Origin of the sequence: Gulosibacter hominis, from assembly GCF_904842695.1 — a bacterium.
GTDB lineage: Bacteria > Actinomycetota > Actinomycetes > Actinomycetales > Microbacteriaceae > Gulosibacter > Gulosibacter hominis.
Genome location: NZ_CAJGWQ010000018.1, coordinates 1 through 13,739, shown reverse-complemented (window position 1 = coordinate 13,739; position 13,739 = coordinate 1). Strand labels below are relative to the sequence as shown.

General features: G+C 61.2%; 15 protein-coding genes and 1 other RNA gene. 11 read left to right on the top strand and 5 right to left on the bottom strand.

Going from position 1 to position 13,739, the window contains the following annotated elements:
- Positions 1-55: 55 nt before the first annotated feature.
- The 3 genes from hisD to JMV54_RS09560 are packed head-to-tail and all read left to right on the top strand — an operon-like array spanning position 56 to position 2,935.
- Positions 56-1,369: a histidinol dehydrogenase gene (hisD, locus tag JMV54_RS09570; RefSeq protein ID WP_201518693.1), complete on the top strand. Its 1,314-nt coding sequence runs from the start codon at positions 56-58 to the stop codon at positions 1,367-1,369.
- Positions 1,369-1,854 carry a transcriptional regulator NrdR gene (gene nrdR / locus JMV54_RS09565; protein WP_201518692.1) on the top strand — a complete coding sequence of 162 codons (486 nt, stop codon included), beginning with the start codon at positions 1,369-1,371 and terminating at the stop codon, positions 1,852-1,854. Before hisD ends, nrdR begins: the two co-directional genes overlap by 1 nt.
- Before the next feature lie 22 nt (positions 1,855-1,876).
- The gene (locus tag JMV54_RS09560; protein WP_269141182.1) at positions 1,877-2,935 is read left to right on the top strand and encodes a quinone-dependent dihydroorotate dehydrogenase; all 1,059 of its coding nucleotides are present in this window, start codon (positions 1,877-1,879) and stop codon (positions 2,933-2,935) included.
- Positions 2,936-3,005: 70 nt separating this feature from the next.
- On the opposite strand, the gene JMV54_RS09555 is transcribed toward JMV54_RS09560, so the two are convergent.
- A complete protein-coding gene (locus tag JMV54_RS09555) occupies positions 3,006-3,602 on the bottom strand; it encodes a DUF3043 domain-containing protein (protein ID WP_201518691.1) in 597 nt (198 codons plus the stop codon).
- A 75-nt stretch (positions 3,603-3,677) separates the two neighbouring features.
- On the opposite strand from JMV54_RS09555, the gene JMV54_RS09550 reads away from it, so the two are divergent.
- The 5 genes from JMV54_RS09550 to ctaF all read left to right on the top strand — a co-directional run bounded on the left by JMV54_RS09550 (position 3,678) and on the right by ctaF (position 8,770).
- Complete coding sequence (locus tag JMV54_RS09550) at positions 3,678-5,120, top strand: dipeptidase (protein WP_201518690.1); 1,443 nt, start codon at positions 3,678-3,680, stop codon at positions 5,118-5,120.
- 45 nt (positions 5,121-5,165) lie between these two features.
- A complete protein-coding gene (gene erpA, locus JMV54_RS09545) occupies positions 5,166-5,555 on the top strand; it encodes an iron-sulfur cluster insertion protein ErpA (protein WP_201518689.1) in 390 nt (129 codons plus the stop codon).
- Between the two features lie 111 nt (positions 5,556-5,666).
- Positions 5,667-6,608, top strand: coding sequence for an aa3-type cytochrome oxidase subunit II (gene ctaC, locus JMV54_RS09540; RefSeq protein ID WP_201518688.1), 942 nt, complete (start codon positions 5,667-5,669; stop codon positions 6,606-6,608).
- Between the two features lie 12 nt (positions 6,609-6,620).
- Positions 6,621-8,345 carry an aa3-type cytochrome oxidase subunit I gene (gene ctaD, locus JMV54_RS09535; RefSeq protein WP_201518687.1) on the top strand — a complete coding sequence of 575 codons (1,725 nt, stop codon included), beginning with the start codon at positions 6,621-6,623 and terminating at the stop codon, positions 8,343-8,345.
- Positions 8,346-8,350: 5 nt separating this feature from the next.
- Positions 8,351-8,770 (top strand): aa3-type cytochrome oxidase subunit IV, encoded by a 420-nt coding sequence (gene ctaF, locus JMV54_RS09530; RefSeq protein ID WP_201518686.1) that lies wholly within the window; start codon positions 8,351-8,353, stop codon positions 8,768-8,770.
- A 123-nt stretch (positions 8,771-8,893) separates the two neighbouring features.
- On the opposite strand, the gene JMV54_RS09525 is transcribed toward ctaF, so the two are convergent.
- Both JMV54_RS09525 and JMV54_RS09520 read right to left on the bottom strand, forming a co-directional pair.
- Positions 8,894-9,427: an adenine phosphoribosyltransferase gene (locus JMV54_RS09525; protein ID WP_201518685.1), complete on the bottom strand. Its 534-nt coding sequence runs from the start codon at positions 9,425-9,427 to the stop codon at positions 8,894-8,896.
- Between the two features lie 29 nt (positions 9,428-9,456).
- Positions 9,457-9,966 carry a PH domain-containing protein gene (locus JMV54_RS09520; RefSeq protein WP_201518684.1) on the bottom strand — a complete coding sequence of 170 codons (510 nt, stop codon included), beginning with the start codon at positions 9,964-9,966 and terminating at the stop codon, positions 9,457-9,459.
- Between the two features lie 74 nt (positions 9,967-10,040).
- Between JMV54_RS09520 and JMV54_RS09515 the strand changes: the two genes are divergently transcribed.
- The 3 genes from JMV54_RS09515 (at position 10,041) to rnpB (ending at position 12,041) form a co-directional block, all read left to right on the top strand.
- On the top strand, positions 10,041-10,877 hold the full coding sequence (locus JMV54_RS09515; RefSeq protein ID WP_201518683.1) for a Nif3-like dinuclear metal center hexameric protein: 837 nt from the start codon (positions 10,041-10,043) through the stop codon (positions 10,875-10,877).
- A gap of 31 nt (positions 10,878-10,908) precedes the next feature.
- Positions 10,909-11,646: a zinc ribbon domain-containing protein gene (locus JMV54_RS09510; protein ID WP_201518682.1), complete on the top strand. Its 738-nt coding sequence runs from the start codon at positions 10,909-10,911 to the stop codon at positions 11,644-11,646.
- A 46-nt stretch (positions 11,647-11,692) separates the two neighbouring features.
- An RNA gene (gene rnpB / locus JMV54_RS09505) (RNase P RNA component class A) lies at positions 11,693-12,041 on the top strand.
- 68 nt (positions 12,042-12,109) lie between these two features.
- Here rnpB and ppgK read toward each other — a convergent pair.
- Together ppgK and map are read right to left on the bottom strand one after the other, a co-directional pair.
- Complete coding sequence (gene ppgK, locus JMV54_RS09500) at positions 12,110-12,901, bottom strand: polyphosphate--glucose phosphotransferase (protein WP_201518681.1); 792 nt, start codon at positions 12,899-12,901, stop codon at positions 12,110-12,112.
- Between the two features lie 10 nt (positions 12,902-12,911).
- Positions 12,912-13,739 (bottom strand): type I methionyl aminopeptidase (gene map, locus JMV54_RS09495; protein WP_201518680.1); only part of this gene is annotated, 828 nt, incomplete at its 5' end.

Sequence of the window (13,739 nt, the reverse complement as noted above, 5' to 3'; positions counted from 1 at the left end):
TGCAGTCGCGCTCGCGGATGAGCCTCTCCGGGCACACAACTAGAATGGGACCATCATGATGAACACCATTGATTTGCGCGGTCGACAGTTTTCGACCGGGCAGCTGCGTACCGTCCTTCCTCGCCCACAACTCGACGTCACCGCGGCGGTGCCCGGAGCCACCGAACTCATCAATGAGGTTCGCGAACACGGCGAGGCAGCGCTCAAGGCACAGGCCGAGCGATTCGACCGCACCACGGTGTCGTCAATTCGAGTGCCGGTTGCTGAAATTGAGGCGGCAACCACACAGCTACAGCCCGAAGTGCGCGCCGCGCTTGAAGAGATGATCGCCCGCGTGCGCAAGGCCTCGCGAGCCCAGGTGCCGCCGCCGGCACTCACCGAGGTGGCACCCGGCGCTGTTATCGAGCAGCGCTGGCAGCCGGTCGACCGCGTGGGCCTGTATGTTCCCGGAGGCAAGGCGGTTTATCCCTCGAGCGTCGTGATGAATGTCGTGCCCGCGCAGGTGGCCGGTGTTGCATCCATCGCCATCGCCTCACCCGCGCAGGCCGATCACAACGGACACATTCACCCGACCATTCTTGCTGCGGCGGGGCTGCTCGGAGTCACCGAGGTCTACGCGATGGGTGGTGCCGGTGCCATCGGTGCGTTCGCCTACGGTGTGGCAGATATTGATCTCGAACCGGTTGATGTGATTACCGGTCCCGGTAATGTTTGGGTGGCAGCGGCCAAGCGGGCCGTGCAATCGGTGGTCGGTATTGATGCCGAAGCCGGCCCCACTGAAATTTTGATCATTGCCGATGGTTCGGCCGACCCCGATTTGGTGGCCGCCGACCTGCTGGGTCAAGCTGAACACGACGAGCTCGCTTCGAGCGTGCTTGTCACCGATGATGAGGCGTTCGCCGACCGCGTGCTGGCCGCGCTTGAACCGCGGGTGGCAGCCACCAAACACAGTGAGCGTGCCGGTACCGCTCTTCGCGGCGAACAATCGGCCATCGTGCTGGTTGACGATATCGCGGCAGCCTGCCGAGTGTCGAATGTCTACGGCCCCGAACACCTCGAAATTCACACCGCCGATGATGCGGCCACGGTTGCCATGATCACCAATGCCGGTGCAATTTTTATCGGCCCCTACGCGCCGGTGCCGCTGGGTGACTATGTGGCCGGCTCGAATCACGTGCTGCCCACCGGCGGCTCATCGGCGCACGCATCCGGACTGGGCGCGCACACGTTCCTGCGTTCCCAGCAGCTCATCCGTTATGACCGTGAAGCATTGGCTGCGGTGCGTGATCACATCCGCGCCATTTCACACGACGAAGACCTGCCCGCCCACGGCGATTCGGTCGACGCACGATTCGAGTCGGAGCGCTGATGTATTGCCCGTTTTGTCGGAATGATGATTCGCGGGTGGTCGATTCTCGGACGATCGATGACGGCACCGCGATTCGTCGTCGACGGCAGTGCCCCGAATGCGGTAACCGGTTTTCGACAATTGAAACCGCCAGCCTCAGCGTAAAAAAGCGTTCCGGAGTTGAGGAACCGTTTTCACGCGAAAAGGTAAAAAATGGGGTGCGAAAGGCTTGCCAGGGGCGGCCGGTCACCGAGGGCGACCTGGGGCTGCTCGCACAGCGTGTTGAAGAAACTATCCGCGCGACTGGCGTGTCGCAGGTGGGCGCACGGGATGTGGGGCTCGCGGTGCTGCCATTCCTTCGCGAAATTGACGATGTCGCGTATTTGCGTTTTGCCAGCGTCTACCTCGACTTCGATTCGATGCACGATTTTGAGCGTGCGATCGAACAGCTCAAACATGACGGCGTCACCGCCAAATACGCCAGCGAAACAGACAGCGCCGACTAAGGCCCAAGCGGAAAGGACCACAGTGTTCACTCGGCTCGTACGCTCCGGATATCAGGTCGTGTTCAACACGGTATTTCGCCGGATGGACGCCGAACGAGCGCACCACATTGCCGCTGGTGTGCTGCGGGGCATCGGACGCTGTGAGCCGGTTCGGCGTGTGCTGGGCCGCTGCACACGCCCGGCGAACTCATTGCGCGTAGAAGCGCTCGGGATGGAATTCCCATCGCCCTTCGGGCTGGCCGCGGGGTTTGACAAAAATGCTGACCTGGTTGATGGGCTGACCGCACTCGGTTTCGGTCACGTCGAGGTCGGCACCATCACACCAAAGGCACAGCCCGGCAACCCAAAGCCGAGGCTTTTTCGGCTGGTCAACGATCGCGCTCTCATCAATCGCATGGGATTCAACAATGACGGTGCCGAAACCGCGCTTGAAAATCTGCGAGCGCGTCGTAACGGCCAGGCGATTGTGGGCATCAATATTGGCAAAAACAAGGTGACTGCGGCCGAGGATGCGGTTGACGACTATGTTTCGGCGGCCAAGACCCTGCGCGGGCAGGCTGACTATCTCGTCATCAATGTTTCGTCACCGAACACCCCGGGGCTGCGCGGTCTGCAGGAACTTGACGCATTGGAACCGATTTTGCGGGCAACTCTGGAAGCCGCCGACGGGGTGCCGCTGCTGGTAAAAATCGCGCCAGATTTGGCCGATGATCAGGTGCAACGCATCGCCGAGCTGGTGCGGCGTATCGGCCTCGCCGGCATCGTGGCAACGAACACGACCATCCAGCGCGAACCGCTGGCAACCAGCTCACGAGTGGTGGAAGCATTCGGTGCCGGTGGCCTATCGGGTGCGCCGGTGCGGGAACGCTCGCTCGAGGTGCTGAAGCTGCTGCGTGCCGAGCTCGGTGATGCACCCTGCATCATTTCGGTGGGCGGCGTGACCGACGCGTATGACGTGCACGAACGACTCGCAGCCGGTGCCACCCTGGTGCAGGGATACACGGCATTCCTTTACGAGGGACCGCAGTGGGCGGCCGCCATTAACCGCGGACTCGAACGCCTGCGTCGACGCGGGCGATAGTTACTGGCGCAAAACACCGGTGCCGGGCACGCAACGATTGCGAGTGCCCGGCACCGGTGTTTTTGCCGCGCTATTTGTAGTTGGCGGTGAACTCGATTGAGCTGAAGCGCTTGACACGCGCCTTCGGTAGGCGCATGAACCGCATCTGCATACTGCGCGAAATTGCCTGCCACACAAAGCCGTTTTCGGTTCGGCTCTCGCCGACAACGCTCGCGACCCGCTTGCGGGCAATGAGGCCAAGCGCGACGCCCTCGACGATACAGACGATGAGATAGGTCCAGATCGCCAGCAGCGCGAAGGTGCTGTAGTACTGCAGGCCGGGGATCATGGTGGCAAAAATCACCAGGAACATGAACGGCACCAGCAACTCACCGAGGGTGAAACGAATGTCGACAAAGTCACGCAGGAAGCGTTTTTGCGGGCCGCGCTCTTTCGGGCGCAGGTACTGGTCTTCGCCGCGGGCCATACCCTCACGTGCCTTCGCCTGTTCACGGCGAATCTGCTCGCGCGCCTGCTTCGAGGCAGCCTTGCGGTCTTCCGGAACCAGCGGCTGGAAGTTCTGTGCCTCACGCTCTCGACGACGAGGGGTGGGGCCCTTCTTCCCCTGGGTCGGGGCAGCGGCTTCGTTGTCGCTGTTTTCGGCCGGCTGGGTCTGGTGCTTTGCCATGGTTCTTGTTCTACCTCCGGGTGGCTAGGTCCTGTCTATCCTAGTTGACTCAGCAGCTGCCAGTACGCTGTCGCTATGTCGCAATCTCAACAGGCGGACAACTCCGCATCACTCGACCAATTCCGTAGCGCACTCGTCGACCGGATCGATCTCGGGATGCCCCACACCATCGATCGGCTCGCCAATTTGGTTCGCATCCCGTCAGTTTCTTGGGATGCATTTGATCGCGAGCAGGTGCAGCGCAGCGCCGAATTTGTGCGCGAGCAGCTCGTACAGACCGGACTTTTTGATGAGGTCGAAGTTCACCAGTATGAGGATGCTGCCGGACGGCCGGGACAACCGGGCGTGATTGCGCACCGCGCCCCCGCACCCGGTGCGCCCACCGTGCTGCTGTACGCGCATCATGACGTGCAGCCGCCCGGGGATGAGCGCAAGTGGGATTCGCCGGTGTATGAGCCGACGATCCGCGGGGAGCGGCTTTACGGTCGGGGTGCGAGTGACGACAAGGCCGGGGTGATGCTGCACATTGCCGCGCTTGAGGCCCTGCGTGATATTTGTGAGGCACATCAGCAGCAGCTGCCGATCGGGATTTCGGTGTTTATCGAGGGCGAAGAAGAAAACGGTTCGCGTAGCTTCGGTCGTTTTCTCGACGAGCACCGGGATGCGCTTGGCTCCGACTACATCATCGTGGCCGACAGCGATAATCCGAGCACCGAGACGCCCGGACTGACGGTTGCGCTGCGCGGCAATGTGACCTTTGCACTCACCGTGCGTTCGCTTACCGGTGCCTGGCATTCGGGCATGTTCGGGGGAGTGGCTCCCGACGCCATGCTGGTATTGACTCGTCTGCTGAACAGCCTGTGGGATGAAAACGGCTCGGTCGCGGTTCCCGGTCTGCACTCGCATTCCGCACCGGTGCCGGAATATGACGAGCAGCAATTGGCGAACGAAATTGGGGCGATCGGCGGTCAGCTGATCGGCGTGGGCCCGGTGCGGGAACGCACCTGGTATCAGCCGGCGATTACCATCACCGGCATTGACGCACCATCGGTGGCAGAGTCATCCAATACGCTGCTGCCCGAGGTGCGGGTGCGGGTTTCGGCTCGTATTGCTCCCGGCCAGCCCGCCGGCGAAGCGGCCGATGCGCTGATGGACTATTTGCGGGCGCAGGTGCCCTGGGGTGCCGAGCTTGAGTTTGATGATCTGGATGTGGGGGAACCTTTCCTGGTCGACACCGAAGCTGCCGGCGTTGCGCAGATGTGCTCCGCAATGCGGGATGCGTGGGGCGTCGAACCCGAGCTCACCGCCATCGGTGGCTCGATTCCGTTCATTGCCGAACTCGTCGAGCGCTTCCCCGACGCCCAGATTTTGGTGACCGGCGTGGAAGACCCCGAAACCCGGGCACACTCACCGAATGAATCGCAGCACCTGGGCGTGTTGCGCAAGGCCATCAAGGCCGAGGCACTGTTTTTGGCGGGACTTGTGCTGGGAAGCGACGCAGCCCAGCAAGCGGAATAACCGGCGGGTCGCCGGCGTTACATAGCGAAACGATTGGGAGGAATCATGACCACCGAAACCCAGACCGAAGTGGCGAGTGGCCTCGACGGCATCACCATGACCGAGCACACGCACGGCGTGAAACTCACGCAGGCTGCTGTCGACAAAGTGAAGGCACTGCTCAACCAGGAGGGGCGCACCGATCTGCGACTGCGTGTAGCGGTGCAGCCGGGCGGCTGCTCGGGGCTGATCTACCAGCTCTATTTCGATGAGCGTGAGCTTGAGAATGACGCAGTGGTCGACTTCGATGGCGTTGAACTGATCGTGGATGAAATGAGCGTTCCATATCTCGAGGGCGCCACTGTTGATTTCAGCGACACCATTGAAAAGCAGGGATTCACGATCGACAACCCCAACGCCGCTGGATCGTGTGCCTGCGGTGACTCGTTCCACTAAAAACGGGCAAAAATCGCGACTGGCAGGCATTTTTTCGGGACGAGCGGCGCGCACGCGGGGTGGCGTGGGCGCCGCTCGCCCGAAAATGTGACTACACTGTGAGTCGTCTGTATGCGTCTTCTCGAAAGGTCCATCGTGCGGAAGAACCACATTAAGAAGTGGCTAGCCGGAGGTACGGCCGCGCTAGCGGCGCTCGTGCTCACCGGCTGCACTGAAGCGGAGCTTGCGGCCTATATGCCAGGCCACAAGGGCATCAGCGACGTGGGTGATGCCATCGGTAACTTCTGGGCCAACTCGTGGGTGGCGCTCATGGGTGTGGGTCTGCTCACCTGGGGCCTGGTTATCTGGGCTTCGGTTGCCTACCGTCGCCGCAAGAACGAAACCGGTATGCCGCAGCAGATGCGCTACCACATGCCGATTGAGATCATGTTCACCGTGATCCCCGTCGTGCTGGTCGCCGGTTTCTTTGCTTTCACCGCACGTGAGCAGGCCAAGATTGAAGAAAACTGGGCCGACGATGAGCGCGAGGTGCACATCGAGGTCTACGGCAAGCAGTGGGCGTGGGACTTCAACTACCTCGAGGTAGAGGGATCGCCCCACGACCACGCTGCTGTGTACTACCAGGGTGTGCAGGCTGAAGAAGTGCGTGACGCCGACGGCAAGACCACCGGCGAAATCAACATGGACAAGCTGCCCACGCTCTACCTGCCGGTTGACGCCAAGGTCACCATCGACCTCAAGTCGCGTGACGTCGCCCACTCGTTCTGGGTGCCGCAGTTCCACTACAAGGAAGACACCATCCCCGGTAAGACCAACCAGATGTCGTTCACTCCCACCGAGGAAGGCACCTACATCGGTAAGTGCGCCGAGCTGTGTGGTGAGTACCACTCGATGATGCTGTTCCAGGTCAAGGTGGTTTCGGCAGGCGAATACCGGAAGTACCTCGACAGCCTCGCCGCCCAGGGCAACACTGGCGCCGTCGGCGACGAGTTCAACCGCAACTTGCACAACCCGGGCACCAAGGTCCCCGAAATTCAACACGAAGAGCACTAAGGCAGGGTAAAGATGAGTTCAACGCTTAACCGGCCGACAGGCATCGAAGGTAACGAAGGACCGCTCACGGTTTCCGACCTCGACCGCAACACGATCGGCAAAAAAGGCAACGCAATCGTTGACCTAATCACCACCACCGACCACAAGAAGCTTGGTTACATGTACCTGGTTTCGTCGGTTGTATGGTTCTGCATCGGTGGTGTGCTTGCGCTGCTGATCCGTGGTCAGCTGTTCGCACCCGGCATGGAAATGATTGCCACCAAGGAACAGTTCAACCAGCTGTTCACCATGCACGGCACGATCATGCTCCTCATGTTCGCAACCCCGCTGTTCGCTGGCTTTGCCAACGTGCTGGTGCCGCTGCAGATTGGTACCGCTGACGTTGCCTTCCCGCGACTCAACAACTTCGCCTACTGGCTGTACAGCTTCGGTGCGATCATCGCGGTGCTCGGCTTCCTCACCCCGCAGGGTGCCGCATCCTTCGGCTGGACTGCCTACACCCCGCTGTCGCTTTCGACCTTCAGCCCCGGTGCCGGTGGTCACCTCTGGGTTGCCGGTCTGGCACTCACCGGTTACGCCACCATTTTTGGTGCGGTGAACTTCATCACCACGATCCTCACCATGCGTGCACCCGGTATGACCATGTGGCGCATGCCAGTGTTCACCTGGAACACGCTCATCACCTCAATCCTGGTGCTGTTCGCCTTCCCCGTGCTCACCGCTGCCTGGTTCGGTCTGCTCATGGACCGTGTTTTCGGAACCCACATCTACGACGTCGACGCGGGCGGCACGATCCTCTACCAGCACCTGTTCTGGTTCTTCGGCCACCCAGAGGTGTACGTCATCGCGCTGCCGTTCTTCGGTATCGTCTCGGAGATCTTCCCGGTGTTCAGCCGCAAGCCGATCTTCGGTTACAAGACCCTGGTGCTCGCGACCATCTCGATTGCCGCGCTCTCGGCTTCGGTGTGGGCACACCACATGTATGTCACCGGCTCGGTGCTGCTGCCGTTCTTCGCTCTGATGACGATGCTCATCGCGGTGCCAACCGGTGTGAAGATTTTCAACTGGATCGGTACCATGTGGCGTGGTTCGATCACCTTCGAAACCCCGATGCTGTTCTCGCTTGGCTTCCTGGTGTCGTTCGTTTTCGGTGGTCTCACCGGTGTCATCCTGGCCTCGCCGATGCTTGACTTCCACGTCTCCGACACCTACTTCGTGGTGGCTCACTTCCACTACGTGATCTTCGGTACCGTGGTGTTCGCAATGTTCGCTGGCTTCTACTTCTGGTGGCCCAAGTTCACCGGCAAGATGCTCAACGAGCGTCTGGGCAAGATCCACTTCTGGATTTTGTTCGTCGGCTTCCACACCACCTTCCTGATCCAGCACTGGCTCGGTGTGATGGGCATGCCCCGTCGTTATTTCACCTACCAGGCAGAGGCGCACTACACCTGGATGAACCAGGTTTCATCGATCGGTGCCATCATCCTGGCGGTTTCGATGATCCCGTTCTTCATCAACGTGTTCCTCACCCACCGCAACGGCAAGAAGGTAACCGTGAACGACCCGTGGGGCTACGGTGGCTCGCTCGAGTGGGCAACCAGCTGCCCGCCGCCGCGTCACAACTTCACTTCGATCCCGCGCATCCGCTCGGAGCGTCCGGCGTTCGACCTTAACCACCCTGAGCTCGCTGCACCCGGTGCACACGACGAGCCTGTCACCGTCGGCGGAAAGGCCTAAGACACATGCGTACAAATGCAAAGCTCCTTTGGGCGCTGTCGATTTTTTACGCGGTGATGGCTGCCGCCTACATCGCGTGGACCTGGGTCGACACCGGTCAGCCCGAGCCCGTCGGTTCGGTCGCCTTCGTGCTGATGATCGCCTTCTCGATGTTCATCGCCTTCTACCTCGACATTGAAGACAAGCCGTTCCGTCAGAAGCGGCTGCCTGAAGACCGACAAGAGGCTGAGATCCACGAGGCCGACTCCGAACTCGGCTTTTTTGCGCCGCACTCGATGTGGCCGTTCGTTACCGCCGCTGGTATTGGTTTCGTGTTTGCGAGCATCGCCTTCGGCTGGTGGCCCGCCTTCTTCCTCGCGCCGATCGCACTTATCGGTGTGCTTGGATGGTCGTACGAGTTCTACCGCGGCAACTACGGCCACTAGTAGCTCAAACAAGAGCGCCGGTGCAGTTATGCCTGCACCGGCGCTTTTGTTATGGGCGGATGCTGGTGTGAACCCGACAGATATCGTCGAGGTCTGCAACCAGCGGCGTTAAACCGAGAACTCCTAGTAGCTAAACACGCGGTGTAGCGGCGCATCACCGGAGCGGCTGAGGACCTCGGCACCGCCGAGGTCTGCGAGGTCGACCAAAACGCTGGTGCCGACAAGTTCGCAGCCAATTTCGCGAATCAACTGTTGCGCGGCCAGCAGTGTGCCACCGGTTGCCAGCACATCGTCGAGCAGCAGCACCCGGGCGCCACGCGGCAGGTCGGCGTGCATCTCGATGGTGGCGGTGCCGTATTCGAGTGTGTACTCCACTGATGCGGCGGGACGCGGCAGCTTACCGGCCTTGCGAATCGGCGCGAGTCCGGCACCCGAGAAGGCCGCGGCCGCACCGGCAAATAAAAAACCGCGTGCTTCAACACCGGCAACCACATCAAACTGGCCGGCAAAGGGGCGCAGCATCTCGGCCGTGATCGCTCGAAACGCGTCTGCATCCGCTAAGAGCGGCATTATGTCGCGAAAAATGATGCCCGGCTGGGGGTAGTCGGGAATCGAGACGATCAGAGACTGTGCGCGTTCGAGTTCGGGGCTGAGCATATATTCAGCCTAGTTCGCTCGGCGTCGCGCTAGTGATCCGGTGCCAGCCGTTCTTCGCGGTCGAGCCGGAAAAGCAGCTCGGTGATGCGCACATGCACTTTTTCAACCTGCGGAATATCGTCGAGTAGCAGCGGATTATCGGCTGAGGTTTCAAGAATCAGCGTGCCGCAGCGGAAGAGCCGGTCGATGAACGAACGGTCATACGACACATTTGAAATGCGTCCAAGGGGAATATCGTGCCCGGTCTTGTTAAAAATTCCGGTGCGGGTAATGATGCGGCGGTTGGTGATCGTGTAGGTGGTGGTAGCCCACTTCAACAGCGGCACAAATGTCAGCGGAACCAGCAGGATTACCGCCAGACCGAAGATGACCCACGATCCGACCGGCTGCCAGTCGGAAGGCAGCAGCAGCGCGCCAACAACAGCGGCAATAACGATCAACAGGCCGAGCAGCAGCCAGCCCAAGATGCGCTTAATGTGCGTGCGAAGGTGATAGATGATCTGCTCATCGCTGCCGAGCAGGCGCTTCGGAATTCCCATACCCAAGAGCCTATTGCGCATCCGTGAACAGCGTGTAGCTCGGGTTCAGATTTGGAGTTCGGTACGCTGACGGTATGACCACTCTGCGTGAATTGCGAGCCACTATTGATGCGCTGTATCCCGCAGCCGACGCTCAATCGTGGGATGCGGTGGGACTTGCTAGCGGCGACCCGGATGCCGTGATCGAGCGGATGCTTTTTGCCGTTGATCCGGTAGCTGCCACGGTGACCGAGGCGCTCGAGTGGCGAGCGCAGCTGCTGTTCACGCACCATCCGCTGCTACTGCGCGGCGTCACCTCAATTGCCGAAGACCAATACAAGGGCGCGCTTTTGGCGCGGCTCATTCGCGGTGGATGCGCGCTCGAGTCGGCCCACACAAATGCCGATGTGGTTGAGTCAGGCCCCACCGGAACCATTTTTGATCGTCTCGGTATTCCCGCGGGCGCCGAGGAACGCATCCCGATTGAGCCGCTGGCGAATAATCCCGAGCGCGGAATCGGCCTGGTCGGGGAACTCCCCGAATCGATCACCCTGCGTGAGTTCGCTGAGCGAGTGGCCGAGATTTTCCCGGCCACCGCGGGCGGGGTTCGGGTGGCCGGAGAACCCGAGCAGCCGGTGCGCCGAGTGGCCTGCTGCTCTGGCGCTGGCGACTCGCTGCTCTCGCACCCGCTGGTGCGCGGTGCCGATGTGTATTTGACGAGTGACCTGCGTCATCATCCGGCATCCGAGGCCCGCGAGCAGGCGATTTTGGCCGGCGGGCCGGCACTCGTTGATACCGCGCATTTTGCTAGCGAGTGGCTGTGGCTCGATGGCGCGGCCGCGCGCATCCGCGAGGCACATCCCGATATTGAAGTGCGGGTGTCAACGCACAACACCGACCCGTGGACATTCACGGTGGCACAGCAGGCGTGACGGCCACCAAGACGAGAGGAGCACCGGCACGATGAGAGCCAGCACCGAACAACAGCTGCAATTGCTGAAACTCGCTGAAGTGGATAGCGCCACCGCACGACTACAGCACCTGGCCAAAAATATGCCCGAGCAGGAGCATTTGCTCTCGATCGAAAACGATCGCCGCAGCCGGCGGCAGGCAGCAGCACAGGCGCACGGGGCGCTGGATGCGGCACAGGCAGAGCTCGCCCGCACCCGCGACGATTCGCGCGTGGTGGCAGAGCGCCGGGCGCGCGACGAGCAGCTGCTAGCCGAATCGACCTCCACGAAAGAAATTGCCGGGCTGCAGGCAGAGCTCGCCACGCTGACCCGACGTGCAGACGCACTCGCCGCCAGTGAACTGGAGCAGGAAGAAACTGTGGCTGCGCTCCAGCAACAGCTCGACACCGCGCGCGCCTCGCTCAATGAAATTGAAGAACTCGCGGCAGATTTGCTGCAGCGGCGCGAACAGGCTCGCGACCACATTCGCGAGCAGGCGCGTGATCTGCAGCTGCGGCGTAAAGCCATAATTGACAGCGTCCCCGCCGAACTGTTGCAGGCATACGAGCGGGCACGGAAAAACTCCGGAATCGGCGCGGCCGAACTGGTTGGCACTGTTTCCACGGCCTCAAACCTTGAGCTCGGTCAAAGCGAGCTGGCACAAATACGCAGCCTCGCCGCCGATGAGCTCGCCTACTGCCCGGTCACCGGGGCAGTGCTCGTGCGCACGGCACGATCAGATCTGCAATAGTCTGTCGCCGCTCATGCGCGTGCAGCTACAATTGGTCGGTACGAACAGGGCCGGCCAGGCGACCGCGACTCACTCTGGTGAATCGAGGAACGTCCGGGCTCCGCAGAGCAGGACGGTGGGTAACGCCCACCCGGGGTAACCCGCGAGACAGTGCCACAGAAAACAAACCGCCCGCAGCGCGGGTAAGGGTGAAAAGGTGCGGTAAGAGCGCACCGGATGCGCGGTGACGCGCATCGCACGGTAAACCTCGTCCGGAGCAAGGCCAATAGGGAACGTTGACGCGGCTCGCCGAGTTCCCGGGTGAGCTGCTAGAGCGACACGGTAACGTGCCGCCGAGATAGATGGTCGCCACGGGGTAACCCGTACAGAACCCGGCGTATCGGCCGGCCCGTTCGTACTCTACGAGCCGGTTCGTATTTTGCGAGCCTTGCGAGTTAGTTCATATTTGCTGGACCGACCGGCGCTAGTCCCAGCCCGAAGCTCCCAGCAACGCGGCACCAATAATGCCCGCGTTATTTTTTAGCTTTGCCGGCACGATCGGTGTGGTGACATCGATGAGCGGGATGAATTCGGTCGCGCGCTTTGAAATTCCACCGGAGATTACGAACACATCCGGCGAGAAGAGTGCCTCAAGCTTGCGAAAATAGGGGGAGAGTCGGGCACACCAGGTGGCGTCATCGATTCCCTCACGCTCTCGAACCTTTGCCGAGGCGTACCGCTCATAGTCGGCGTGACCGTCGAGCTCCATATGACCGAGCTCGGTGTTTGGGAAGAGATCGCCACGATAGACCAGCGCCGAACCGATCCCGGTGCCGAGCGTCAGCACGAGCACTGAACCCTGTGCCGCATCCGCATTACCAAACTTCACCTCGGCAACACCGGCCGCATCCGCGTCATTCACGAGCGAAACCGGTGCTCCCAGCGCCTCGACAAACATGCTGCGGGCATCGAACCCCACCCATTCCGGGGCGATATTCGCGGCGGTCATCGAACGGCCGTGGCGAATCACCGCGGGCATACAGATACCGATCGGGAGGGTGTCGAGCGCGGGAACTTTGGTATCGAGTTCCTGAGCGCGGATACGCTCCAACAGCGTGAGCACCGCGGCACGCACATCCGCGATGGCAGCACCCGGCGGGGTGGCCTCTTTGCACCGCTTACCGAGCAGCTTGCCCTTTTTGCAGTCGACAACACCGCCCTTGATGCCGGTGCCGCCGATATCGATGCCGATTGCGTAGCGTGCCGATTTCGCCATGCTGCTGCCTCTATCCGTTTCGTTGTGATGCGGGAAGCGTGAGAATTTCGGGCCCGTCCTCGCCAATGTAAATCGTGTGTTCGAATTGCGCGCAGCGCGAACCGTCGTTGGTGACGATGGTCCAGCCGTCATCCCATGACCGCCAGTCTTGCGAGCCGGTGACGAGCATCGGCTCAACCGTGAACACCATGCCCGGCTCAATCACATCGGTGAAGCGGTCGGTGTCGTAGTGCGGGATGATCAGGCCGCTGTGGAAGGCGCGACCGACACCGTGCCCGGTGTAGTCACGCACCGACTCATAGCCAAAACGACCCGCGTATTTTTCGATCACGCGGCCGATGACGTTGACCTCGCGGCCCGGTTTTGCCGCGCGAATACCGCGCATCATTGCCTCGTGGGCGACATCGATGAGCTGTTGTGACTCGGTGTCGATCGTGCCGACGGCATACATGCGGTTCGTGTCACCGTGCATCCCGTTGAAATAAGCCGTGACATCAATGTTGAGAATATCGCCAGACTCGAGCACGGTGCTGTCGGGGATGCCGTGACAGATGCACTCATTGAGCGAGGTGCAGCACGACTTCATAAATCCCCGGTAGCCGAGCGTCGAGGGGTACGCATCGCGCTCGATCAAGAAATTGTGGGCGAGTTCATCCAGCCGATCGGTGGTGACCCCCGGCACTACAAACTGTTCGAGATATTCGAGACAGTCGGCGGCGATTTGCGAGGCCGCGCGCACCCGTTCGAGCTCTTCAGGGCTGTAGAAATCGCCGGTGCCATCGGGTTCGTTTGGTTCCGCACGGTCCACATATTCGGGGCGGGGGATGTGGTGGGGGAC